The organism is Streptomyces sp. NPDC037410, from assembly GCF_055602235.1.
Genome location: NZ_JBVJWR010000003.1, coordinates 314,781 through 338,625, shown reverse-complemented (window position 1 = coordinate 338,625; position 23,845 = coordinate 314,781). Strand labels below are relative to the sequence as shown.

Genomic DNA, 23,845 nt, shown 5'->3' with positions numbered 1-23,845 from the left:
CCGGCGGCGTCTGAGGAGCGGGACATGTGTTTGGCCGTCACACTTCGCCTCCGCCAAGGCTGGCTGTCCCGCCCATGTCCACGCCGGCCGGCCGTCTCGGATGATGCACGCCACACCGGCGGCGCGGGCCGCGCAGGCCGCCGGTGGGCCCCATCCCCCCTCGGAAGGCATGAGCCATGGGACAGCCGTACCCTCCCCACCCTCCGTTCCGCCCCGTACGGGCGCGTGTGCCCGGCGGCATACGAGACCGTGTGTCCGGCGGCATACGTCGTTGGCTCACCGCCGCGGCGGGAGCCCTCGTCCTGACCGCGGGTCTCGTGGCCGCGAGCCCCCAGGCCTCGGCCGCCGGACTGACCCAGGTCACCGGATTCGGCTCCAACCCGGGCAACCTGACCATGCACACGTACGTGCCGGACGGGCTCGCCGCGGGTGCACCGCTCGTCGTCGCCCTGCACGGCTGCACGCAGAGCGCGAGCGACTACTACGCGCATTCCGGCTGGCCGAAGTTCGCCGACCAGTACGGGTTCGCCCTCGTCTTCCCCCAGACGAGCAGCGCGAACAACGCCAACTCCTGCTTCAACTGGTTCGATTCGGGTGACACCACGCGCGGTCAGGGCGAGGCGCTGTCCATCAGGCAGATGGTCGACACCGCCGTCGCCCGCTACGGCAGCGACACCCGGCGGGTGTACATCACCGGTCTGTCCGCGGGTGCCGGCATGACCGCGGACATGCTCGCCGCCTACCCTGACGTCTTCGCGGGCGGCTCCATCGGCTCGGGGCTGCCCGCGTACTGCGCGACCAGCGTGTCCGCCGCGTACACCTGCATGTACAGCCCGCCGAACAAGACGCCCGCGCAGTGGGGCGACCTCGTGCGCTCCGCCGCACCCGCGGGCACCGCCTCCTGGCCCCGCGTGGCGATCTGGCAGGGCACCTCGGACACCACCGTCGCACCGGCCAACGCCACCGAGCTGCGCGACCAGTGGACGAACGTGTGGGGCATCGGCCAGACGCCCTCCCGCACCGACAGTCTCTCCGGCGGCACCACGCTGAGCGAGTACGACGACGCCTCCGGCAGGCCCGCCGTGTCGGTCTACTCGATCTCCGGCATGGCGCACGGCCTGGCGGTCGACCCGGGCAGCGGCGCCGAGCAGTGCGGGACCACCGGCACCTACTACCTCGACACCATCTGCTCCAGCTACCACACCGCCCGCTTCTGGGGGCTCGACGGTGGCGACGGCGGGCAGAACCCGGGCACCCTGCCCGCGCCCGCGGGTCTGACGGTCGGGGGGACCACCGACAGCACGGCCTCCCTGAACTGGAACCCGGTCGACGGAGCCTCCTCCTACGCGGTCTACCGGGGCGGTGCGAAGGTGGGTACCACGACGTCGAGCACCTACACCGACACGGGTCTGGCCACCGGCACCACGTACGCCTACACGGTGGCGGCCGTGGACGCGGCCGGGGCGGTGGGGGCGGTCTCCTCGCCGGTGACCGCGACGACCACCGGGTACACGCCGACCTGCTTCACGGCGAACAACTACCAGCACACGACCGCCGGGCGTGCGTACCAGAGCGGCGGCTACACGTACGCCACCGGTTCCGGCCAGGCCATGGGGCTGTACAACACGTTCATCACCCACACCCTCAAGCAGACGGCACCCGGCTACTACGTCCTCGCGGACTCCGGCTGCTCGGCCTGAACCGGACTGAACCGAACTGAACCGGACTGAACCGGACTGCGGAATCTCCACGACGCTCCAGCCGAGGCGCGTGTGGCTACCGCGTAGGGTGACCATGCGCCCGGCCGGCCTGCACGAGGGTTGCCGGCGGAGAGAAACGAGACTGCGATGAGTGAACCGACGAAGCCCGAGATCGGCCTTCCGCGGGGCGACGCTCCCACCGAGCTGACCGTCCGCGACCTCGTCGTCGGCGACGGGCCCGAGGCGAAGCCGGGCAACGTGGTCCAGGTTCACTACGTCGGGGTCACCTTCGCGTCCGGCAAGGAGTTCGACGCCTCCTGGGACCGGGGGCAGCCGTTCAAGTTCGCCGTGGGCGGTGGCAGGGTCATCAAGGGCTGGGACCGCGGGATCAGGGGGATGAAGGTCGGCGGTCGGCGCGAGATCATCGTTCCCCCGCGCCTCGGCTACGGCAACCAGTCGCCCACGCCGCTGATCCCGCCGGGCTCGACGCTCGTCTTCGTGGTGGACCTGCTCTCCGTCGCCGCCTGAGGCGGCCGAGGGCGAGGGAGGGCGTCGTGACCGACAGACAGCTGCGTGTCGTGCTGGCCGAGGACTCGGTGATCCTGCGGGACGGCATGGTCGAGTTGCTCGGCGCCCGTGGCTGACGGGTGGTGGCCACCGCCGGGACGGCCCCGGAACTGGTCGCCTCGGTCGACGAGCACCGGCCCGACGTGGCCGTGGTGGACATCCGCATGCCGCCCACCCACACCGACGAGGGCATCCGCGCCGCCGTCGAGATCCGGGCGCGGACGCCCGAGGTCGGCATCCTGGTCTTCTCGCAGCACATCGAGACCGTCTGGGCCTCCCGGCTGCTGGCGGACGGTGCGGCGGGCGTCGGGTACCTGCTGAAGGAACGCGTCGCCCGCACCGATGAATTCGTGGAGGCGCTGCACCAGGTCGCCGACGGGGCACGGCGCTCGACCCGGAGGTGGTCACCGGGCTGATGCGGGGTGGGCGGCGCGGCCGGGTGGACGCGCTGACGGCGCGCGAGCGCGAGGTGCTGGAGCTGGTGGCCCAGGGCCGTTCCAACCGTGCCATCGCCGCCTCGCTGGTGGTGTCGGAGCGGGCCGTGGAGAAGCACGTCGCCGCCGTCTTCCTGAAGTTCGGCCTGCGGGCGACGGACACCGACAACCGGCGGGTGAAGGCCGTCCTTGCGTACCTGGCGGAGAGCGCGGGCCCAGCCCCCGCCGGGCCCGCCCGGCGACGCGACAGCGGGCGCGACGCGGGCTGAGCACCGCTCACAGGCACGACGGCAGTTCGGCGGTGACCGTGGTGGGCCCGCCGGGCGGACTGTCCACGGTCAGGACGCCGTCCACCGCCGCCAGCCGCTCGGCCAGACCGCTCAGGCCGGTCCCGCCGCCGGGCGCCGCACCGCCGCGCCCGTCGTCGCGCACGGTCAGCCGCACCCGCCCGCGGGCGGCGCTCGCCCCGAGCTCCGCCGAGCGCGCACCGCTGTGCTTGGCGACATTGGTGAGCAGTTCGGCGGCGCAGAAGTAGACGGCCCTCTCTACCGCAGGTTCCGGGCGTTCCCGCAGGTCGAGGTGGACGGCGACCGGCACCGGCAAGGTGGCGGTCAGGCCGGGCAGTGCCTGGGCGAGGCCGCCGTCGAGCGCGACCGGCCGGATGCCCCGGGTGAGCCCGCGCAGTTCGGCGATCGTGTCGTCGGTCTGGCCGCGGGCTCGCTCCACCAGGCCGCGCGTCCGCTCCAGTTCCGGGCCCGCGTCGGCGGCGAGCGCGTCGTCGGCCAGCGAGAGGGTGATGGCCAGGGCGACGAGACGGGCCTGGGTCCCGTCGTGCAGGTCGCGCTCCAGGCGGTGCAGCCGGTCGGTGTTCTCCGCGAGCAGGACGGCACGGGCCGTCTCCAGCCTCCTGACCCGCTGCTGTGCCGGAGCGGGGCCCAGCAGGAGTCCCGCGAGTCGCCGGTTCGCGCCGCTCAGCGCCCTGATCGCGCCAGGCACCGCGACGAGCAGCAGCAGACCCAGGGGTACGGAGACGGCGTCCGTCCAGTCGAACGGCCGCGGCTCCGGCTCCAGGAGCCGGACCCAGAGCGGGAATCCGATCAGCCAGCCGGAGCCGAGCGGGAGCGCCACCGCCGCGACGAACCCCAGGACGCCGAGCGGCAGCCGCAGGACCAGGTAGAGCAGGGTCCGCCAGCCGACCGGGTCGGTCAGCACGGCACGGCCGCGGGCGATCAGGCTCGTGGGGCGGGGCAGCCCGGTCGGCGCCTCGATCGGCTCCCCGAGGAGTCTGCCGACGAGCCGTCGGTGCAGGGCGCCGAGACCACGCGCGCCGAGCAGGGCGGCGACCACGAAGGGCAGGCCGAGGACCGTGAGCGACAGCAGCACTCCCGCGTACAGGACGGCGATCGCGTAGATGCCGCAGAGCAGCGCGAGGGGCAGCCCGACGACGGCGAAGAACCATTCGCCGGCCTGTACGGAGAGCCATGCACCGCGCAGTACGGAGGGCCGTTCACCGCCCCGTAGGGAGGGCCGTTCACCACCCCGTGCGAAAGGCCGCTCACCGCCCCGTGCGGAGGGCTGCTCACCGCCCCGTACGGAGCGCCGCTCTCCGCCCCCTACGGAGTGCCGTTCGCGGCCCCTGGCAGATCGCGGGGACCTCTGCTCAGCCGCCGACGTCGCCGCACGGGCCCCGTCCTCCCCCGCGTCCCCGGGAGCGAATCCCCCGCCGTGCGCGGAAGCTCCGCTGTGCTCAGTCACCGTCACCACCCACCCGTTCCGCCGCCGGGCCGCGGACCGCCCGGATCCCGGTGGCCAGGATGACGGGGACCGTCAGCGCCGCCGCGCCCGCAACGATCCACCCGCAGGCGGCCATCGGGACGGTCGGTACCGCCGAGCCGGTCACCGCCGTACTGAACGCGGCGGACGCGGCCCCGGCGACCGTGGCGCCGAGCAGCACGCCCACCACCGCGGTCAGGACCGCCTCCACGGTCAGCATGCGCAGCAGCTGCGACGAGGTCGCGCCGACCAGTCGCAGCATGGCGAACTCACGGCGCCGGCCGGCGGTCACGGCGACCAGGGTGTTCACCGTGGACACGGCCGCGAAGCAGACCAGCAGCGCCAGCTCGCTCTGGCGCAGCCAGACGTCGGTGGCCGAGGTGGCGCTGGTCGCCGTCGTGCCCGGAGCGTTCCCGGCGGTACTTGTCATGATCGACATGGTGCCCGACAGGCCCACGAGCAGCGCGACGGGCACCACGGCGGACGACAGCCTCCGCGCGTAACCGCGCAGGTTGGCGTCGGCCAGCCACCCCGTGCCGGGCGCGAGGAGCCGGACCGGCGCGCCCGACACGGCCGCCAGGAGACGCGCGGCGAGCGGCCCGAGCAGGGCGACCGCGACGAGCAGCACCAGGGAACCGAGCAGCGCCGCCTGCCCCGCCTTGTCCGCCTGCTCCACGGGCCGCGTCGCCGCGAGCCGCAGCAGCAGGCCGCCGCCCACCAGCGCACCGACGCCGGCGAGCAGGCGCGGCGCCCCCGTCCGGCCGTGCTCGGTCGCGCTCGCGGTGAGGGCGGCCGCGGGGGCGATCCGGGAGATCCGGCGGGCGGCGACGGCCGAGGCGGCGAGGGCGGCGGCGAGGGCCACGAGCAGCGGCAGGAGGGTCTCCGGCACGCGCAGACCCGGCGCGGCCATGCCCCGCCGCTGGAGCTCGGCGAGGAAGCGGCCCGCCGCGGCCGTGCCGGCGGCCCACCCGGGCGCGGCGACCACCAGCGTCGTCGCGACGACCTGGACGCGGACCAGGCGCCGTGTCTGGCGGGGTGTCGCCGCGATGGTGCGCAACAGGGCGAGTTCACGGTGCTGCTGCCGGAGGGCGAAGCCGAGCGCGTTCACCACGACGAAGAAGGCGACGAGGACGGCGATCTCCCCGAACGCGCCCGCGATCACCATCAGTCCGGGCCCTGCGTCCGCTCTGTGAAGGTCGTTGCCGGCGGTGAGATCGGCGGCGAACAGCAAGCCGAACATCGTCACGGTGGTGATGGCCAGGAAGAGCGCGACGGCGAGGCCGACGAAGGAGGTCGGACGCCGCCGCAGCGGCCCGAGAGCGAGCGTGATCATCTGGCTCACCCGCCCAGCCGGCTCAGGCGTTCGCCCACCTGGGCGGCGGAGGGCCGGTCGAGCTCGTCGACCAGTACGCCGTCGGCGAGCAGCAGTACCCGGTCCGCGTACCCGGCGGCGACCGGATCATGGGTCACCATCACGCAGGTCTGCCCTTCCTGGTCCACCCCGGCGCGCAGCAGGGCGAGGATCTCGTGGCCGGTGGCCCGGTCGAGCGCGCCGGTCGGCTCGTCGGCGAAGAGCACCCGCGGGCGGGAGACCAGCGCCCGGGCGATGGCCACGCGCTGCTGCTGGCCGCCCGAGAGCTGCCCGGGCCGGTGCCGTTCGCGCCCGGCAAGACCGACCCGGGCGAGCGCGTCGAGCACCCGGCCCGGGTCGGGGCGTTCGCCGGCCAACCGGCCGGGGAGCTCGACGTTCTGGGCGACGGTCATCGCCGGCATCAGGTTGAACGCCTGGAACACGAACCCGACCCGGCTGCGCCGCAGTTCCGCGAGCCGCCGTTCGGGCAGCCGGGAGATCTCGGTGGTGCCCCACCAGACGGAGCCGCCGGTGGGGCGGTCCATCCCCGCGAGGCAGTGCAGCAACGTGGTCTTCCCGGATCCCGACGGTCCCATCACCGCCGTGAACGTGCCGGGCGCGAGCGCCACCGACACCCCGTTCAGCGCCCGCACGGCCGCCCCGCCCCGCCCGTACACGCGGTGCAGATCCTCCGCCCGCGCGACGGTTCCCGTCCCGATGTCCCTCGCCGTTTCGATCATGTACTCATCCTCGGCGGACCGGGGGTCGGCGGGCGATGGTGCCCGCCCCCGAACCCGAGGTTCGGGAAACCGAACCCCCTGGGTGAGAATCCGGGCGAAGCACCGGGCGAGCAGGGGTATCAGTCCCGCTGATGCGCCGTGCAGCAGACCTCATTGGACGTGATCGCGGCCGCGGCTCCAGGATGACCGCATGACCGTTTCCTCTGCCATCGCTTCCTTCGCCGTCGTGGCCGGCATGCTGACCATCATGCCGGGCCTCGACACCGCTCTGGTGCTGCGATCCGCCATCACCCTGGGCCGGCGCCGGGCGTTCGCGACGGCGCTGGGGATCCTCTCCGGCGTACTCGTGTGGGGCGTGGCCGCCGCCGTCGGCGCCTCGGCGGTGCTCACGGCGTCCCACCTGCTGTACGACGCGCTGCGCGTGGCCGGTGCCGTGTATCTGGCCTGGCTGGGGATCGGCATGATCCGCCGGACGCTCAAGGAGCGCGGCCGGCCCGCGGCGGCGGAACCGGCTGACGGAGCGGGGGCCACGGCCGCGGAGGCGACGTGGGCGCGGGCCTGGGCGCGCGGGCTCGGCACGAGCCTGCTCAATCCGAAGAACGGCGTGTTCTACATGGCGATGCTGCCCCAGTTCATCCCCACCGGCGCCCCGCATCTGCTGATGGGCGTCGTCCTGGCGGCGGTGCACGACCTGGAGGGGCTGGTCTGGTTCAGCGCGCTGATCTTCGGCACCCAGCTCGTCCGCCGGTGGCTGAACCGCGCCTCCGTTCAGCGGGTCATCGACTCGGTCACCGGTGCGGTCCTCGTCGGCTTCGGCATCAAGCTGGCGCTCGGGGACAACTGACCGAGGGGACCGGCCCGCAGGAGCGGCAGACGGAGCCGATCCTGCCGTGGCCGTGGTTCACCTGGGGTCCTCCTGGGTTCCGGCGCTCGCCGCGACGATCTCGGCCCGGCGTGCCCCGGCCCAGGCGTAGTCCGGGTCCATGGCGAGTGCACGGTCCAGGTCGGCGAGCGCCAGGTCGCTGCGGCCCAGGGCGTGCTGGGCGAGGGCGCGGCTGCCGAGCGCCCAGGTGTAGGCGGGGTCGAGTTCCAGGGCACGGTCGTACTGGGCGACGGCCTCCGCGTACCGTCCTCGTTCCCGCAGGGTCTCGCCGCGCTCGCCCATCAGCCAGGGATCGTCCGGGGAGAGGTCCTGTGCCCGGTCCAGGTCCACGAGTCCGCCGGCGGTGTCGCCCAGCGCGCGCCGGAGCCGTGAGCGGCGTACGAGTGCCCATATGTAGTCCGGTTCCAGGGCCAGTGCGCGGTCGAGATCCGTGAGCGCCTCGTGCGGGCGGCCGAGGCGGCGCAGGACGTCGGCCCGGCTGGCCAGAGCCCAGGTCGTCGTGGGTGCGATGTCGAGGGCCCGGTCGAAGTCCGCGAGGGCTTCGTCGAGCCGGCCGGCCAGTCGGTACGTCTCCCCGCGGTGACCTAGGGCCCGCTCTCCGTCGGAGGCCAGCGCGCAGGCCCGGTCGTGGTCCTCCAGGGCCCTGTCGAACGCTCCCAGATCGCGATGGACCACCGCGCGCCCCGTGTACGGCCGGGGAGACCGCGGCGCCAGCTCGATCGCCCGGTCGTAGTCGGCCAACGCCTCCGCGTACTGCCTGCGCCGCCGGTGTGCGTGGCCTCGTACCCACAGCGCCTTGGCCCGCTCGTAGGCGGCGAGTCCCGCCTGACGGAGGAGCATGTCGAGGACCGTGATCGTGCCGCGTTCCTCGTCCCGCAGCGCGGTGAGGAGCCCGGTCCCCCACTCGCGCAGTAAGGCCGCGTCACTGTCGTCGCCCGCCGCCGCGACGGTGGCCGCCCAGCGGCGGGCCACCTCGGTTCCCTCGTCACAGGCGTCGATGCCGTCGCGCAGGACCTCGGGCAGCACCTCGCGCGGGTTGGCGCACATGAGGTGGTACGTCTCCTCCAGACGCGCCGCCCGCCAGCCCTCCTCGGCCCAGCGCAGGTGGGGGGCGAGGCCCTGGCCCTCGGTCTCCCGGCGGCCGGAGTAGGACTGCGCGAGCCGTTCGTGCGCGGCGCGCCAGCGGTCGGCGGAGGTGGTGCGCTGCAGGCGCAGCATCGGGGCCCGTACGACGTCGTGGTAGTGCGCCTGGCCGCCGCGGACGTCGACGAACGGAAGGGCGCGCAGCCAGCCGAAGAGGTGGGCGGCGGGCTCGTCGGCCACGGCCCGGAAGACGTCCTCGTCCAGGCGGCGCGGGAGCGCCCCGGCGAGGGCGGCCGCCCTGCGCACCGGGTCGCTCTCCCATCTCAGGAACCGTTCGACCGCCGTGGTGCTCGGGTCGTCGACGGCGCCGGCCTGCGCCGCGCTCTCCGCCAGGGTGGAGACCAGGACGGGCAGGCCGTGGGAGAGCCGGAGCACGTCCCGTACCACGGACTCGCTCTGCACGCCGCGCCCGCTGAGGAAGGCGCGGGTCTCGGACTCGGAGAACGGGGCCAGGGGCAGGTCGACCACGAGGTCGGCCCAGTCCGCCCAGTACGCCGGGTCGAGGGAGCGTTGGCCCGCGAGGGTCACGACGACGTTGCCGGGCAGCGCCCCGTACCGCTCGCCGGCCAGCAGGTCGCACAGCCAGCGGTCCAGGAACGGCGCGGTCCGTTCGTACGTGTCGAGGAACAGCGCCACCCACGGGACCTGCTCGGCGACCCGGTTCGCCTCCGCCACGAACACCGGGGTGAGGACCGACACGGGGTCGAGGACCAGCTGGACGTCGTCGTGGCTGCGCAGCCGGGCACTCAGCACGGTGCGCAGCCGGTCGGCGCCCTCGGCGACCTGAGCGGGATCGAGGGCGCCGGTGAACGCTCCGACGACCGGGAGCATGCCCAGACCGGTGAGCGCCGCCTGGGCGGTGGCGCGCGCGGCCGAGGACGGGGCACCCGGGTCCGTCGCGTCACCGCCGGGCGTGCCGAGGGCGGACTCGGCCTCGTGCCGGCGCTGCCGGTAGGTGTTCAGGAGCCGGTCGACCGCCTTGAACGGATGCCCGAGCTCACCCGACCGGGCGCTGACCGCCGCGATGACCTCCACGGCGCCGCTCACCGAGTCGTCGGTGCGCACGGTCAGCGCACGGTGCTCGCGCGCGATCCGCTCCAGCTCGCGCAACAGGGACGACTTGCCGATGCCGGCGTTGCCCCGTACGTGGAACAGGAAACGGTACTCCGGGTCGTCGGTTCCCAGGGCGAAGTTCCTGCGGTAGGCGTCGAGTTCCGCCGCCCGGCCGAGAAACGCGGCGCGCCTGCGGCGCTGGATCAGCTCGCGCATGGACGGTCTCGGGGTATGCGGGGCAGCGGCCATGCGCCCCAGTCTGGCAGCAGGGGCGGCGGCTCCGGAGGGAGTCGCCGCGAGAAACCGGACCGGGTGGTCGGCGAGCGTGTCCTGGTCGGCGGCGATCTCGCGGACCCGACCGGGGCGGCTGCCGTGGCGGACATGGCCGCGGAGGCCCTCGGCGGGGTCGACGTGCTGGTGAACAACGCGGCGGTGAACATCCGCCACCCTCTGGCGGAGACGCCGTACGAGGAGTGGGTGGCGGTGTGGCAGCAGCACGTGGCGGTGAACCTGCTCGCCACGGCGAACCTGAGTCATCTCGCCGGCCGGCTCATGATCGAGCAGGGCACGGGCGGCCGGATCGTGAACATCGGCTCCCGGGGCGCCTTCCGGGGCGAGCCCGACCATCCGGCGTACGGGGCGACGAAGGCCGCCGTGCACGCGCTGGGCCAGTCGCTCGCGGTCTCGCTCGCCCCGTACGGGATCGGCGTCGCCTCGGTCGCCCCCCGGTTTCTTCGCCACCGAGCGCGTCGCGCCGCGCCTGGAGGGGCCCGAAGGCGAGTCGATCCGGCAGCAGAGCCCGTTCGGCCGGGTGGGTACGGCCGAGGAGATCGCGGCGGCGGTGCTCTGGCTCTCCTCCCCCGCCGCCGAATGGTCCTCCGGCACGATCATCGACCTCAACGGGGCTTCGCATCTGCGGAGTTGACGACGCGTGAGAGTGGGCTCGTCCTCACGCGGCGCCGTGCTGTCCGCCCTGCGTCACCTGCAGGGCGGACAGCGCGGCCGACCCTCCACTCCGGCCGTCGTGCCCCGGCTCGGGGTCAGAGTGCCGAGACGTAGTAACGGTCGACCGTCATACGGGCGTTGGCCCCGGCGCCGACACGGCTTCCCGTCGTCTCCCTGGCCAGGGTGTAGAAGGAGTCCACGTAGTCCGGGTCGTCGGTCCACCACGACGTGGGCATGGCGTCGATGATCGCGCCGACGAGCGGGATGTACGCACCCTGGTCGGTAATCGTCAGAAGGACCGCCGCGAGGGCCTTGGCGAGCGAGGAGTAGTTCGTGTCGCCGTCGTCCTCCATCATGACGGCGTCGGCCAGGTTGTACTTGTAGTTCGACCAGTTGACCAGGATCTGGTTCGGGTAGTACGTCGTGTTCTCGTCGTCGAGGTACGGCATCGTGACGGTGTCGACGCGGACCTTGCCGTCCGTGCCGAAGCCGGTGACGAGGGTGAAGATCTCGGCGTCGCCCTTGAACCAGGGTTCCTGGACGTCCGCCACGCTGATGGACTGGATCCGCGTCGTCCAGAAGCCCGAGTCGGCGGCGGACAGTGAATTAACCTTGTCGGCGGTCGGGGTGTGGAGCCCCTTCGCGGCAAGCTCCCTGTCGATCACCTTGAGTCCGGCCGCGAGCGCCTTCTGCCCGTCGACGCCGACCAGGTAGACCGGCCGGTTCGGAGCGGTCGCCGCGTCCAGCTCGTGCGCCTTGCCCGCGCTGTCGTACGCGACGATCGTCCTGGCGTCGTCGTCAGTGGGCGCCGAGGCGACCAGGGGTGCGGTCGTGGCGAGGGCGGATTCGCTCACCTTCCGTCCGGCGAGGCTCACCCGCAGCAGGGCCGGCGCGCCCTTGCCGAGCCCCTTCGCCGCGGCGACGTCCGCCTCCGCCTTGGCCAGAGTCGTCCGGAAGTCCTTGACCGGCTTGGCGCCGGACTTCGCGGTCAGCGCCAGCAGGTCCACGTCCTTGTCCGCCAGGGCCGCTTCGGCCATCTTGCGCTGCCATGCGGGTTCGGCGAGCGAGCGGGCGAGCGCCCGTGCCGTCCTGGCTTCGATCGCGGCGACCGGGGAGGTCTTGGCGCCGTGCGCGGTCGTCGCGGCGGGAGTGCCGGTCGCCGCCGTGGCCGTACCCTGAAGGGTGGTCAGGGTCAGGGCTCCCAGCGCGAGACCGGTGAGTGCCGCGCGGAGCTGTCTTCCTGCGAACAAGGTGTCCTCCAGACGATGGCGTTGCCCAGGTGCCCGGGTTCCCCGGTTCGGGCGTGCCGGAATACCGCCGTGCGTCGTCGCATGACGGTCGTGCGCGTGCGTGTTCGAGTGCGACGACAGTCTGGCCGAGAGGCCGTCTACGCGGATAGACGGCCTCTCGGCCATTCATGGGCGGTGGGGAGGGACTGCCGGAAATGTTCTTGCGGGAATGCGCCGCAGGGCTCCCAGGACGGCTCGGACTACTCCACCGGCCAGGTGTGCGCCGGGGCGTTGAGGTGCATGAAATCGATGTACTGGCTGGTCATCCGGCGCAGTGCCGCGGGCCGGTCGAGGTGGGCGACGTCGTGGAGGTGGTGGAACATCTCGGCCTGCCACACCGCTCCGTTGCGGGCGGAGACGCAGCGCTGTTCGACGATGCCGAGCAGCGGTTCACGCCACTGCGCGTCCAGGCCCAGGGCGTTCAGGCCCCGGTGGGCGAGCGGCAGGAGGCGGCGCAGGACCAGTTCGGTCGCGGGCACCTGTCCTGTGCCCGGCCAGTAGAGTTCGGCGTCGATGCCGCGGCGTGCCGCCGCGTGCAGGTTGTCCTCGGCGGCCGCGAAGGACATCCGGCTCCACACCGGTCGGTCCTCGTCGACCAGGGCGCGGACGAGGCCGTAGTAGAAGGCGCCGTTCGACATCACGTCCGCGACGGTCGGGCCTGCGGGCAGCACCCGGTTCTCGACGCGGAGGTGCGGGACGCCGTCGACGACCGCGTAGACGGGTCGGTTCCAGCGGTAGACCGTGCCGTTGTGCAGGGTGAGTTCGGCCAGATGCGGGATCTCGCCGCGGTCGAGGGTCTCCACGGGATCCTCGTCGTCGCAGAGCGGCAGGAGCGCCGGGAAGTAGCGGGTGTTCTCCTCGAAGAGGTCGAAGACGCTGGTGATCCAGCGTTCGCCGAACCACACGCGGGGCCGCACCCCCTGGATCTTGATCTCGTCCGGCCGGGTGTCCGTGGTCTGCTCGAACAGCGGGATGCGGGTCTCGCTCCACAGTTCCTTGCCGAAGAGGAACGGCGAGTTCGCGGCGAGCGCGACCTGCACGCCGGCGACGGCCTGCGCGGCGTTCCAGTGCGCGGCGAACTGCTCGGGTGCGACCTGGAGATGGAACTGGGTGCTCGTACAGGCCGCTTCGGGCGTGATGGTGTCCGCGTACGTGCGCAGGCGTTCCACTCCGTCGACCTCGATGAGGAGGTCCTCGCCGCGTGCCGCGAAGATCTGGTCGTTCAGGAGGTGGTAGCGCGGATTCTCGGACAGCGCTTCGCGGTTCACGTCGTCGCGCTCGAGGGTCGGGAGCGTCCCGATCATCACCAGGTGCGCGCCGATGGCGGTGGCCTTCTCCTCGGCGTGGTTCAGGGCGTCGCGGATCTCTCCTTCCCAGGTGTCGGGGCCGCCCGCGGTGAGACGGCGGGGCGGGATGTTGATCTCCAAGTTGAACCGGCCCAGCTCGCTCGACCAGGCCGGATCGGCGATGGCCTCCAGGACCTCGGTGCTGCGCATGGCGGGTCTGGAGGTCTCGTCGACGAGGTTCAGCTCGATCTCGAGGCCCACCCGTGGCCGCTCGACGTCGAAGCGGGCTTCGCGGAGCATGCGGGCGAGGACGTCGAGGGAGGCGTGCGTCCTGTCGCGGAAACGGCGACGGTCGTCGCGTGTGAACGTCAGTGCCGGGACGTCACGACCCATCGGATCCTCCCGGGGCTCTGCGGCGCGGATCCTTCTCTTTCAGCGTGCCACCAGCAGGCGGGCCCCGCCCGGCGCGGGCCGTCCCTGTCCCCTGACCAGGGCGCGCCGTGTACGCAGGGTGGGCCGGAGTGACCGAGGGTAGGGCGGACCGCGGCACCTTCCCCTTATGACCTGGTTCACACCGGCGGCCTGTCACGTCCGGCGGGGGCCGCTTGTCCCATGGGCGTCACCGGCACCGAGGCCGGTGCCCGATCCAGGGAGATCGAGATGACCAGCAGCCACCGCATCGTCGTTCTCGGCGCCGGCTACACGGGCATGTTCAGCGCCATCCGGCTGGCTCACCGCACGCGCCGGACCGGCGTGGAGATCACCCTGGTCAACCCGTCGGGCTGGTTCGTCGAGCGGCTGCGGATGCACCAGATCGCCGCCGGTCAGGAGCTGCCCGACCACCGGATCACCGATCTTCTCGACGGTACGGGCGTCACGTTCGTACGGGGCGCCGCCACCGCCATCGACCCCGAGGCCCGGCGCGTCACCGTCGACGACGGCACGTCCCTCTCGTACGACACGCTCGTGTACGCGCTGGGCAGCTCGACCGACACCGGCACGGTCCCCGGCGCCGGCACCCACGCGTTCACGCTGAACGGCCCGGAGGCCGCCGGGCATTTCGCCGCGCGCCTCGCCGAGATCGCCGCGGCCGGCGGCACGGTCACCGTCTGCGGCGGCGGCCTGACCGGCATCGAGGCGGCCGCGGAGATCGCGGAGGCCCACCCTGGTCTCGACGTCACCCTGATCAGCACGGAAGAGCCCGGCTCCATGATGGGCGGCAAGGCCCGCGCGTATTTGCACCGCGCTCTCGACCGCCTCGGCGTCATGCTCGTGACCGGAGTCCGGGTGGCGAAGGTGCTGCCCGACGCGGTGGAGCTCGCCGACGGGCGGACCCTCCGCTCCGACGCCTGCCTCTGGACCGCCGGGGTCAAGGTGCCGTCGCTGGCCGCCGACGCCGGGATCGCCACCGACGAGCGCGGCCTGATCCTGACCGACGCCACGCTGCGCTCGGTGTCCCACCCCCGGATCCACGCGGTCGGTGACGCCGCCGCCGTCCGGCTCGCGTACGGCCGGCTCCACGGCTCCTGCCAGAGCGGGCTGCCCACCGCCCAGTACACCGCCGACACGATCGCACGGCTGGTGCGCGGCAAGTCCGTGAAGCCGTTCCGCTTCGGCTACTTCCACCAGCCCGTCAGCCTCGGCCGGCGAGACGCGGTCATCCAGTTCACGAAGGCCGACTTCACCCCCGTCGGCATGCGCCTGACCGGGCGCGGCGCCGTCTGGTACAAGGAGTTCGTCAGCGGGAGCCCGCTGATGACGTACCGGTACAGCAAGCGCGTGAACGTCTCCACGATCGTGTCCAAGGGTGGCCGTGCCACCCGCGAGCCCGCGGCATGAACGGCACGCCGGCTGCCGGCGTCGCGCTCCGTTCCTTGCCGCCGCGTTCACGCCGCCGGCAGCATGATCCGGTGATCTCCACCGGCACCGGACAGGACCCGTACCTCGAGCACCGCAGGCTGCTGTTCGCCACCGCGTACCGCATGCTGGGCAGCGTCACCGACGCGGAGGACGTCCTGCAGGACGCCTGGCTGAAGTGGAGCACCACGGACCGCGACAAGGTCCTGCATCCGAAGGCGTACCTGGTGCGCACGGTCACCAACCTCTCGCTCAACCGCCTGACCTCGGCGCGGGCCACCCGCGAGACGTACGTCGGCCCGTGGCTGCCCGAACCCCTGCTGACGTCCCCGGACATCGCCTCGGAGGCCGAATCGGCCGACTCGGTCTCCACCGCCATGCTGGTGGTCCTGGAGACCCTCAGCCCCGTCGAGCGCGCCGTCTTCCTGCTGCGCGAGGTCTTCGGCTACTCCCACGCGGAGATCGCCGAGACCCTGGAGCGACCGGAGGCGACGGTCCGTCAGATCGCCCATCGCGCTCGTGCGCACGTCCAGGCCCGCCGCCCCCGCTTCGACGCGGACCCGGGCATGCGGCGGCAGGTCACCGACCGGTTCCTGACGGCCTGCGCGGGCGGCGACCTGAACTCCATGATGGAACTGCTCGCCCCGGACGTGGTCGCCTGGTCCGACGGCGGCGGCAAGGTCACCGCCGCCCGTCGTCCGCTGCACGGCATCGACCACGTCGCGCGCTGGCTGCTGGGCTTCCTTGCCAAGCCGGAGCTGGCCGCCCTGACCATGGCGCCGGCCGTCATCAACGGCGAACTCGGCGTCCTCGCGGCCATCGAGGGACACACGGTCGGCGCGCTCTCCTTCGACATCGCCGACGGCCGCATCCACCGCCTGCACTTTCAGGCCAATCCCGACAGGCTCGGCGGCCTGACTCCCGACAGGCTCCCTGAGGGCGTGTGCCCGTGCCGACGGCCCCGCCACCCGTGCGGGCGGCGGGGCCGGGTGGGTCGGTCAGCCGGCCGCGCGGAAGGCCGCGGTCAGCTTGGCCACGGCGCCCACCGGATCACCGCCGAGCAGCAGGTGGTCCGCCTCGGCGAACGGTTTCGCCACCGGCTCCGTGATGTTCTGCCCGATGCGGCTCTGGACGATCAGCCGGGCCCGGGCGACGAGCTGCCGGGCCGCGGCGGAGTCCCCGTGTCCGGCCGTCTGGAGGGCCCGGGCGGCGAGGCCGATCGCCCGCAGGGCCGGTTCGCCTCCCTGCGGGGTGCCGCGGAGTGTGGTCAGGCCCCAGCCGTACGGGAACTGCGGGTCGTAGCGCGTGTCGCCGACGTTCAGCGGCAGCTGGTCCTCCGACCTCGGCCAGCTCACCGGGAGCTGCCCGGTGAAGGGCCGACGGCCGTAGAGGACGTCCGCCACGCCGTCGCCCTCGGTGCCGGGCAGCCACGAGGCCACCAGGGCGTCGATCGCGGGCAGCCGGTCGCCGATGAGCTGGGGGCGGCCGGAGACGACGAGGACCGCGCACGGCATCGCGGCGCAGACCCGGTCGACGGCCGCCTTGTCGGCCGCGCTCAGCTCCAGGTCGTGGCCGTTGCCGACGTCGCCCATGCCCTCGGCGTAGGGCTTCTCGCCGACCACCACGACACCGACGTCGTGTCCGGCGGTGGGCGCGGAGGCGTCCTTGGAGTAGGTGAGCGTGGTGCCGGGGTCGGCGGACTTCCGCAGCGCCTCCAGGATCGTGGTGCCGGTGGTCGTGCGGCCCGAGGCGCCCTGCCAGGTGACGGTCCAGCCGCCGGCCTGGTTGCCGAGGTCGTCGGCGTTGGAGCCGGCGACGTACACGTTCTGGGTCGGCTTGAGCGGCAGGACGCCGCCTTCGTTCTTCAGCAGCACCTGCGAGGCCGCCGCCGCCGCCCGCGCGACCGCGCGGTGCTCGGCCGAGCCGACGGTGGCCAGGTTCGTGGTGTCCGCGTACGGCTTCTCGAAGAGGCCGAGGCGGAACTTCTGGGTGAGGATGCGGGCGACGGCGTCGTCGATCCGTGCGGTGGGGATGCGGCCGGCCTCCGTCTCCGCGATCAGGGTGCGGGTGAAGTCCTGGTAGTTCGTCGGCACCATGATCATGTCCAGGCCGGCGTTGACGGAGGTCCGCACGTCGCTCGGGTAGTCGCCGGGGATCTGGTCGATGGCCTGCCAGTCGCTGATGACGAAGCCCTCGAAGCCCATCCGGCCCTTCAGGACGCCGTTGATCATCTCGGCGTTCGCGTGCATCTTCACGGGGCCCTGGTCGTCGCCGAGGATGTCGAGCGAGGAGTACGAGGGCATGACCGTGCCCACGCCGTGCTTCACGGCCCCGGCGAACGGCGCGAGGTGGACGGCCTCCAGCTCCTCCCGGGTGACGCGGGTGACGCCCTGGTCGATCGTGTACGAGCCGGTCGTCGACGAGCCGAAGGCCGTACCGCCGTCGCCGACGAAGTGCTTGGCGGTGGTCAGCACCTTGTCGTCGCGGTCGAGGTCCCGGCCGTCGGGCGCGCCCTGCATGCCGTCGATCACGGTCTCCATCGCGGTGACGAGCGCCGGGTCCTCGCCGAAGGACTCGTAGGAGCGGCCCCAGCGTTCGTCCCGGGTCACGCACAGGCAGGGGGCGAAGTCCCAGGGGACGCCGGTGGCCCGGACCTCCTTCGCGGTGACGGCGCCGGTCCGGGCGGCGAGGCCGGGGTCGCGTCCGGCGCCGATGCCGATGTTGTGCGGCATGATCGTGGAGCCGACGACGTTGTTGTGCCCGTGCACGGCGTCCACGCCGTAGATCAGCGGGATCTGCAGGCGGGTGGCCTGGGCGCGCAGCTGGTACGCGTCGACCATGCGGGCCCACGCCTCCGGCGTGTTGGGGCTGGGGACCGAGCCGCCGCCGGAGAGCAGGGAGCCGAGGCCGTAGCCGGCGATGTCTCCGGGTGAGCGCAGGGCGTTGCGTTCGGCCTGGGTCATTTGGCCGGCCTTCTCCCGGAGCGTCATCCGGGAGAGGAGGTCCGCGACCCGCTTCTTCACCGGCAGGCGCCTGTCGAGGTAGGGCAGTCCGTGGGCGTCGATGACGACGACCGGTGTCTCGGCGGGTGCCTTGGCGCCGTCGACGGTCAGTTTCACCGGGATCGTCTCGGCCTCCTCGCCGGCCCCGTCCTTGAGGGTGGGCACGGTGATCGAGCGGGTCGTCCCGGACGGCGTCCCGGCCGGGAACTCCACGCTTCCGGTCACCGGGGTGTAGTCCTCGCCCGGCTCGGCGGGGCCGCTGTCGTCGGTCGTGTACGTGACGGTGACGGGCTCGCCGGTCGGCGCGGAGCCGGTGGTGGCGACCGTGACGTCGATCCGGGCGGTGTCTCCCTCGTGGACGGGGTGGACCACGGAGCCGGTGGTGACCCGGGTGGTGCGGGCGGGGTCCGCCTTGCCGTACAGCTCGACGCCGTCGAGGGCGAAGCGGCCGGGGGCGCCGGTCGGCAGGGTGAGCGCGTACCCCCACATCCGGTCGAGGCCGAGGACCTGGTCGATGCCGCCGACGGGCTGGTAGTCGGCGCGGTACTGGAAGTCGGAGAAGGGGATCTCGACCTGGTGCCAGCCCTCCCAGTCGTCGGTGAAGGAGGTCGTCCACAGTTCGGACGTCTCGCCGTTCGCCCCGCCGTCCTTGATCTCGAAGTTGATCCGCTTTCCTGAGCCGGGCGGCAGGGGCGCGGTGTTCTGGCCGTACCACCAGAAGCGGATGCCCTTGTGCGCGGTCCAGTCCTGGGCGGGCTTGCCGAAGGCGAAGTCGTGGGTGAATCCGCCCCAGCCGCTGATGTCGTAGCGGCCTTCGAGGACGTGTCCGCCGTCGGGGGCGTCGGCGCGCTCGGCGAGGGTGAGGGCGGGGTGGTCGTCGGTGTCGCTGCCCCAGGTGAAGAGGCCCTCGGCGGGCGGTCCGGCGAAGGGGACCTCCCCTTCGAAGCGGTCGACGGCCTGGGGCGCCGGGTCTTCGTCGGGGGCGGCGGCGCTGGGCACGGCTGCGGCGAGCAGTCCGGCGAGGACGGCGGTGGCGGCGAGCGCGGCGGCGCTCGCCCTTCTTCGGTGGCGCGGGTGCGGCATGCGGGCTCCTCGGGAGAGGGGTACGGGGGGTGGCCGGTTCAGGACGGCTGGTGGGTCCACTTCTGGTTGGCGCCGCCCGTGCAGGTCCAGATCTGGGTGCGAGTGCCGTCGGCCGGGGTGTTGCCAGTGACGTCCAGACACTTGTCGGCGGCCGTGTTGACGACGTCATGGGTTCCGGGGTCGTACGACCAGTGTTGGGCGCCGGTCCCGTTGCAGGTGTAGAGCTGCACCTTGGTGCCGTCGGCGGTGCCGGCTCCGGTGACGTCGAGGCACTTGCCGAGGGCCCGGACCGTGCCGTCGGCGGCGAGCGTCCACCGCTGGGCCGCGGTTCCGTTGCAGGTGTAGAGCTGGACGGGGGTGCCGTCGGCGGTGGCCGCGCCGGCGACGTCGAGGCACTTGCCGGCGAGGCCGGTCATCGGCCCGGTGGGTGCGCTCGCCGTCGTACCGGACCAGGTGAAGGTGGCGGTGGTACGGGCGGGCAGGGTGTACGTGAAGGACTGGCCGCCCCAGTCGACGCGCAGGGACTGGGCCGAGGCGCCGCCGTTGTGGGCGATGAGGGCCTTCGAGCCGTCGGGATTGCGCCAGGCGACGTTCTGCACGGTGGAGTCGGCCGTCGAGGCGATCCGGTACGCGCCGGGCCGCACGAACTTGGTGAGGTGGCCGGTCGTGTAGTACTCGATCGTGTAGTCGACCTGCCCGGCGCGCGCGCCGCCCTCCTGGACGGTGATCAGGCCCGTACAGGTGCCGCAACCGCCGTTGTGCGGGCCCATGTCCTGGTTGAGCGCCAGGCTCCACTTCGTCAGGCTGCTGCTCCAGTTGCGGGCGTAGTCGACGATGTCCTTCATGTCCTCGTTGTGCTGGTTGCCGATCCAGGTGCCCCCGGAGTGCTCGGTGCTGAACTGGCGCACCGACGGGTACTGGTCGTGGACCTGACTGCCGACGGCCGGGTCACCGGCGTAGCCGTGCCAGGCGATCCCGCCGAACAGCGGGTCGTTCCGCACGCCCGCGTCGCCCAGGACGCCGGAGCCGAAGTTCGCGTAGTCGCCGTAGTTCCAGTCGTGCACCAGGACCTTGGTGTCGATCCCCGCCGCGCGGAACGCCGGATAGACGTGGTTCTTGGTGAACTCGGCCAGGCCTGAGGGGTTCCAGCTCATGCCGGGGTAGTTCATGGCGGTGGGGTTGGCGGCCTGGCAGCAGTTGGGCTCGTTCTGTACGGAGAGGTAGTCGACCTTGATCCCGGCCGCCTGGTAGCTCTGGATGTACTTGGCCAGGTACTGGGCGTAGAGCGGGTAGTACTCCCACTTCAGCCAGCCCATCTGGTCCATGCGGCCGTTGTCCTTCATCCAGCCGGGGGCGCTCCACGGCACCGCCATCACCCGGAGCGAGGGGTTGAGCTGCTTGGCCTGGCCGGTCAGCAGCCGCACGTTGGTGTCGTAGCCGTTGGTCCCGAAGTCGCCGAGGTCGCAGCAGGTGTCGTCGAGGGAGACGTTGCCGGGCCGGGAGAGGTCGGAGGCGCCGATGGGGTTGCGGAGGAAGGAGAGTCCGATGCCGTCGGTCGGCGAGAACAGCTTGCGCATCACGTCGTCGCGGGTCGCGGAGCTGATCGGTCCGCCGCGCAGGAGATGGGCGGTGGTGTCGGTGATCGACGCGCCGCCGCCCTCGAACTGCTGGTAGGTGGTGGACTCGTCGACGGCGATCGTGTGGCTCGCGCTGCCGCCGGCCGGGCCGAAGGCCGTCGGTGCCTGCGGGGCGAGTCCCCGGGTGACGGTACGGCCTCCGCCGTCGGAGGTGGTGGTCAGCCAGACGTCGACCCGCTCGCCGGCGGCCTGCGCGACGCCGGGACCGCTCATGACCAGGCCGCTCGCGAGGAGGGCGCCGGTCACGAGGGCGGCGGCGAGGCGGCGGGGTCGTGACCGGCCGCGCCGCGCGAGCGACCAAGAACTGTGATGCACCTGATGGGCCCTTCGGTGGGGGACGGCACGCCGCGCGGCGGACCGGCGAACCCGGACCGCTGCGCGTGCCGCGAGACGGCAAGGCTTTTATCAAGGTGTGAAGTTATGGAGGCAGTACCGCCCCGTCAACCCCTCCCGCAGTCAACTCTTGAACGCGGGGCACGAGTTCGGGCTCAGTCGCGGCGGCGCCGGCTCAGTAGCGGTAGTCGGGCCAGTGCGGGTCCTCCCAGCGGGCGGGGCCGGTGAGTCCGATGAGCCGTACGCGGTGCAGCAGTTCCTCGGGAGCACCCTGGGCTCGAAGCCGCGCGGGGGCGTGGCGGACCAGCCAGGCCGCTAGCTCGGCGCACAGCGCGTCCGCGTCGTCCCAGGCGTTCCACGGGAGTAGATCGCCCAGCAGGTCGTACTCCCAGCGGTCGACCGCGTCGGCCAGGTGCCGACCGGCGACGCGATTCGTCGAGCGTCTCCCAGGTCCGGAGCCACGGGCCGAGTGTGCCGGACGCCTCGGCGCACAGCGCCAGGAGCTCGTACGCGGGGACGGCGGGATCCTCTTCGGCGAGGGTGTGGGCCCACCAGGCGCGCAGGAACTCCCACACCGCCGCGCTCTGGTGCGTCGGCCACTGCCGCCAGCGCCCACGCCCGAAGGAGCACCCGACCTTGTACATGCCGAACATGGGCTCCACCTCGCCCTTGACCAGCGCCCTGGCGAATTGGGGCAGGATGCGGCGCAGCACGGCGCCGTGGTCGCTCCAGTCGGGGGCGTCCCAGGTGCGGTGCAGGAGGTCCGGATCGAGCAGCACGTCAGGAACCTTCAGCCGTGCGAGCTCTTCTTCGCTGCCCCAGTGGCAGTCGCACTGGACCTCGTCACTGCGGGCGGTCATTCCGCGGAAGGTGACGTCCAGGCGGTCCAGTGCACGGTCGAGTCGGAGCCGTGCGGACGTGTCGTCGGGGTTCATGGTCGTCGGCAGCCTCAAGGGGACTCCGGGCGGCTTCCGCCGACCGAAGATCACGACACTACCGGGTCCTCTCGGTCGTCGTCACCGTGTTTCCCGATCGGTTTCCCTGACATCCTGGAACCGTGACTTCTGAGGACCCGCCCCTTCGCCCCCTGCTGGTCGTGGACGGCGCCAACGTCGTGGGATCGGTGCCGGACGGCTGGTGGCGCGACCGGCGCGGAGCGGCCGAGCGGCTGCGTGACCGGCTCGCCGCGACCGGCGGCCCGGCCGACGGCCCGTACCCCGGCCCGTACGAGATCGTCCTGGTCGTCGAGGGGCGCGCCCGGGGCGTGGCCTCCGTACCCGGCGTGTGGGTCGAGGAGGCTCCCGGCAGCGGCGACGACCTGATCGCCGAGCTGGCCCGTGACGCGCACGGCCGCCCCTGCCTGGTGGTCACGGCCGACCGCGAGCTCCGTCGGCGCGTGGAGCGGGAAGGCGCCCGCTGTACTGGGCCGCGCAGCGTTCTCCCGTCGTCCGCATAGGCCTTGTGCCGCTTGCTCGCGGCCGCGGCCGAGGCCCGCCGGGAGGACACTGGGGACAGAGGAGTACAGGACGGGAAAGGGGGACGATCGGGCAGGCGAGCGGGCGTTTCCGGGTGGTTTTCGGGTGCTTTCCGGGCGGCTTTCCGGGCGGCTTTCCGGGCGGCTTGCCGGTGGTGGCACGAGACGTTTCCCGGGTCTTCACGCGGAACACCTTCCAGGTTGACATGCTCACTCCTAGCCTGCCGCTTGCACCGCTCCGTAGTCCCCACCCTCAACCGGAGGTAGCCGTGTCCGGCGCGCCCAGGAATCGCCGCACCGCTCTTCTTTCCGCCCTCGGCCTGGCGGCCACGTCGATCGGCCTGTGGGCCGGCTTCGGCGGCACGTCGCAGGCCCAGGCCGCGGCGACCGTCCCCACGCCCGACCACGTGGTCGTCGTCGTCTTCGAGAACCACGCCTACAACCAGATCATCGGCAGCTCCAGCGCCCCGTACATCAACTCGCTCAAGACCGGCGGCGCCAACCTCACCGCGTCGTACGCCGAGACCCACCCCAGCCAGCCCAACTACTTCGCGATGTTCTCGGGTTCCACCCAGGGCATCACGGACGACTCCTGCTACACGCCGGGCTTCTCCTCCGCGCCGAACCTGGCCTCCGAGCTGATCGCCGCGGGCAAGACCTGGAAGAGCTACAACGAGACGCTGCCGAGCCAGGGTTCGACCACCTGCAGCAGCGGCAAGTACGCTCGCAAGCACAACCCGTGGTTCGGTTTCAACAACGTCCCGACCTCGTCGGCGTACACCATGGCGCAGTTCCCGACCGACTACACCACGCTCCCGCAGGTGTCGTTCGTCGTCCCGAACCTGTGCAGCGACATGCACGACTGTTCCGTCGGCACCGGTGACACCTGGCTGAAGAACAACCTGGGCGCCTACGCGACCTGGGCGAAGACCCACAACAGCCTGCTCGTCGTCACCTTCGACGAGGACAACCGCCTCGCCGGCAACAAGATCGCGACCGTCCTCTACGGCCAGCAGGTGGTCCCGGGCTCCACGTCCTCGACCACGTACAACCACTACAACCTGCTCCGCACGATCGAGGACATGTACGGCACCACGCACGCCGGCCAGGCCGCCAACGCGACCCCGATCACCGGCATCTGGACTCCGTGACGTGTACGTAGCGGACAGTCGCAGCACCCCCGCGACGGCCGCGACGGCCGCCGCCCGGGACCTCGGTCCCGGGGGGGGGGGGCGGGCGCCCCCGAGGCATGGGGACGGCGGGCCCCAAGCTATCAACGCGGGCCGGAGGCGCCC

The 23,845-nt window shown here is 72.5% G+C and carries 14 protein-coding genes and 3 pseudogenes; 9 read left to right on the top strand and 8 right to left on the bottom strand.

What is annotated here, in order from left to right; translation table 11 throughout:
• The first annotated feature begins 263 nt into the window (after window positions 1-263).
• From ACZ7HT_RS06960 to ACZ7HT_RS06950, 3 genes and pseudogenes are all read left to right on the top strand, one after another.
• On the top strand, window positions 264-1,700 hold the full coding sequence (locus tag ACZ7HT_RS06960; RefSeq protein ID WP_471161123.1) for an extracellular catalytic domain type 1 short-chain-length polyhydroxyalkanoate depolymerase: 1,437 nt from the start codon (window positions 264-266) through the stop codon (window positions 1,698-1,700).
• Between the two features lie 147 nt (window positions 1,701-1,847).
• Window positions 1,848-2,228 (top strand): FKBP-type peptidyl-prolyl cis-trans isomerase, encoded by a 381-nt coding sequence (locus ACZ7HT_RS06955; protein ID WP_471160816.1) that lies wholly within the window; start codon window positions 1,848-1,850, stop codon window positions 2,226-2,228.
• Between the two features lie 86 nt (window positions 2,229-2,314).
• Window positions 2,315-2,970, top strand: a pseudogene (locus ACZ7HT_RS06950) (response regulator transcription factor).
• A gap of 7 nt (window positions 2,971-2,977) precedes the next feature.
• Here the strand turns inward: ACZ7HT_RS06950 and ACZ7HT_RS06945 are convergent.
• From ACZ7HT_RS06945 to ACZ7HT_RS06935, 3 genes are all read right to left on the bottom strand, one after another.
• On the bottom strand, window positions 2,978-4,195 hold the full coding sequence (locus ACZ7HT_RS06945) for a sensor histidine kinase (RefSeq protein ID WP_471161120.1): 1,218 nt from the start codon (window positions 4,193-4,195) through the stop codon (window positions 2,978-2,980).
• Between the two features lie 253 nt (window positions 4,196-4,448).
• Window positions 4,449-5,807 carry an FtsX-like permease family protein gene (locus tag ACZ7HT_RS06940; protein ID WP_471160814.1) on the bottom strand — a complete coding sequence of 453 codons (1,359 nt, stop codon included), beginning with the start codon at window positions 5,805-5,807 and terminating at the stop codon, window positions 4,449-4,451.
• 5 nt (window positions 5,808-5,812) lie between these two features.
• Complete coding sequence (locus ACZ7HT_RS06935) at window positions 5,813-6,565, bottom strand: ABC transporter ATP-binding protein (protein WP_471160811.1); 753 nt, start codon at window positions 6,563-6,565, stop codon at window positions 5,813-5,815.
• 190 nt (window positions 6,566-6,755) lie between these two features.
• Here ACZ7HT_RS06935 and ACZ7HT_RS06930 point away from each other — a divergent pair, with 190 nt between their 5' ends.
• The gene (locus tag ACZ7HT_RS06930; RefSeq protein ID WP_471160809.1) at window positions 6,756-7,409 is read left to right on the top strand and encodes a LysE family translocator; all 654 of its coding nucleotides are present in this window, start codon (window positions 6,756-6,758) and stop codon (window positions 7,407-7,409) included.
• Between the two features lie 57 nt (window positions 7,410-7,466).
• Here ACZ7HT_RS06930 and ACZ7HT_RS06925 read toward each other — a convergent pair whose 3' ends face one another.
• Window positions 7,467-9,860: a tetratricopeptide repeat protein gene (locus tag ACZ7HT_RS06925; RefSeq protein WP_471160806.1), complete on the bottom strand. Its 2,394-nt coding sequence runs from the start codon at window positions 9,858-9,860 to the stop codon at window positions 7,467-7,469.
• A gap of 15 nt (window positions 9,861-9,875) precedes the next feature.
• Here ACZ7HT_RS06925 and ACZ7HT_RS06920 point away from each other — a divergent pair.
• Window positions 9,876-10,569: pseudogene (locus ACZ7HT_RS06920) on the top strand (SDR family NAD(P)-dependent oxidoreductase).
• Window positions 10,570-10,684: 115 nt separating this feature from the next.
• On the opposite strand, the gene ACZ7HT_RS06915 reads toward ACZ7HT_RS06920, so the two are convergent.
• Both ACZ7HT_RS06915 and ACZ7HT_RS06910 read right to left on the bottom strand, forming a co-directional pair.
• Window positions 10,685-11,839: a DUF3103 family protein gene (locus ACZ7HT_RS06915; RefSeq protein ID WP_471160803.1), complete on the bottom strand. Its 1,155-nt coding sequence runs from the start codon at window positions 11,837-11,839 to the stop codon at window positions 10,685-10,687.
• A 239-nt stretch (window positions 11,840-12,078) separates the two neighbouring features.
• Window positions 12,079-13,557: a glutamate-cysteine ligase family protein gene (locus ACZ7HT_RS06910; RefSeq protein ID WP_471160800.1), complete on the bottom strand. Its 1,479-nt coding sequence runs from the start codon at window positions 13,555-13,557 to the stop codon at window positions 12,079-12,081.
• A gap of 267 nt (window positions 13,558-13,824) precedes the next feature.
• On the opposite strand from ACZ7HT_RS06910, the gene ACZ7HT_RS06905 reads away from it, so the two are divergent.
• Window positions 13,825-15,003, top strand: coding sequence for an NAD(P)/FAD-dependent oxidoreductase (locus tag ACZ7HT_RS06905; RefSeq protein ID WP_471160797.1), 1,179 nt, complete (start codon window positions 13,825-13,827; stop codon window positions 15,001-15,003).
• Window positions 15,004-15,146: 143 nt separating this feature from the next.
• Window positions 15,147-15,947 (top strand): annotated as a pseudogene (gene sigJ / locus ACZ7HT_RS06900) (RNA polymerase sigma factor SigJ); the annotation flags it as partial.
• Window positions 15,948-16,019: 72 nt separating this feature from the next.
• On the opposite strand, the gene ACZ7HT_RS06895 reads toward sigJ, so the two are convergent.
• The gene (locus tag ACZ7HT_RS06895) at window positions 16,020-19,106 is read right to left on the bottom strand and encodes a glycoside hydrolase family 3 protein (RefSeq protein ID WP_471160794.1); all 3,087 of its coding nucleotides are present in this window, start codon (window positions 19,104-19,106) and stop codon (window positions 16,020-16,022) included.
• Window positions 19,107-19,144: 38 nt separating this feature from the next.
• Window positions 19,145-21,058 carry a ricin-type beta-trefoil lectin domain protein gene (locus tag ACZ7HT_RS06890; RefSeq protein ID WP_471160791.1) on the bottom strand — a complete coding sequence of 638 codons (1,914 nt, stop codon included), beginning with the start codon at window positions 21,056-21,058 and terminating at the stop codon, window positions 19,145-19,147.
• A gap of 1,075 nt (window positions 21,059-22,133) precedes the next feature.
• Here ACZ7HT_RS06890 and ACZ7HT_RS06885 point away from each other — a divergent pair.
• Entirely contained in the window at window positions 22,134-22,532 is a 399-nt protein-coding gene (locus ACZ7HT_RS06885) for an NTP pyrophosphohydrolase (protein ID WP_471160789.1), read from the top strand.
• A 287-nt stretch (window positions 22,533-22,819) separates the two neighbouring features.
• On the top strand, window positions 22,820-23,701 hold the full coding sequence (locus ACZ7HT_RS06880) for an alkaline phosphatase family protein (protein ID WP_471160786.1): 882 nt from the start codon (window positions 22,820-22,822) through the stop codon (window positions 23,699-23,701).
• Window positions 23,702-23,845 lie beyond the last annotated feature (144 nt).

What these genes read in the sequence shown, in the direction of transcription:
- ACZ7HT_RS06955 (WP_471160816.1), top strand. Translation starts at nt 1,848, where the DNA reads ATGAGTGAACCGACGAAGCCCGAGATCGGCCTTCCGCGGGGCGACGCT.
- ACZ7HT_RS06940 (WP_471160814.1), bottom strand. Translation starts at nt 5,807, where the DNA reads ATGATCACGCTCGCTCTCGGGCCGCTGCGGCGGCGTCCGACCTCCTTC.
- ACZ7HT_RS06935 (WP_471160811.1), bottom strand. Translation starts at nt 6,565, where the DNA reads ATGATCGAAACGGCGAGGGACATCGGGACGGGAACCGTCGCGCGGGCG.
- ACZ7HT_RS06930 (WP_471160809.1), top strand. Translation starts at nt 6,756, where the DNA reads ATGACCGTTTCCTCTGCCATCGCTTCCTTCGCCGTCGTGGCCGGCATG.
- ACZ7HT_RS06925 (WP_471160806.1), bottom strand. Translation starts at nt 9,860, where the DNA reads ATGCGCGAGCTGATCCAGCGCCGCAGGCGCGCCGCGTTTCTCGGCCGG.
- ACZ7HT_RS06910 (WP_471160800.1), bottom strand. Translation starts at nt 13,557, where the DNA reads ATGGGTCGTGACGTCCCGGCACTGACGTTCACACGCGACGACCGTCGC.
- ACZ7HT_RS06905 (WP_471160797.1), top strand. Translation starts at nt 13,825, where the DNA reads ATGACCAGCAGCCACCGCATCGTCGTTCTCGGCGCCGGCTACACGGGC.
- ACZ7HT_RS06895 (WP_471160794.1), bottom strand. Translation starts at nt 19,106, where the DNA reads ATGCCGCACCCGCGCCACCGAAGAAGGGCGAGCGCCGCCGCGCTCGCC.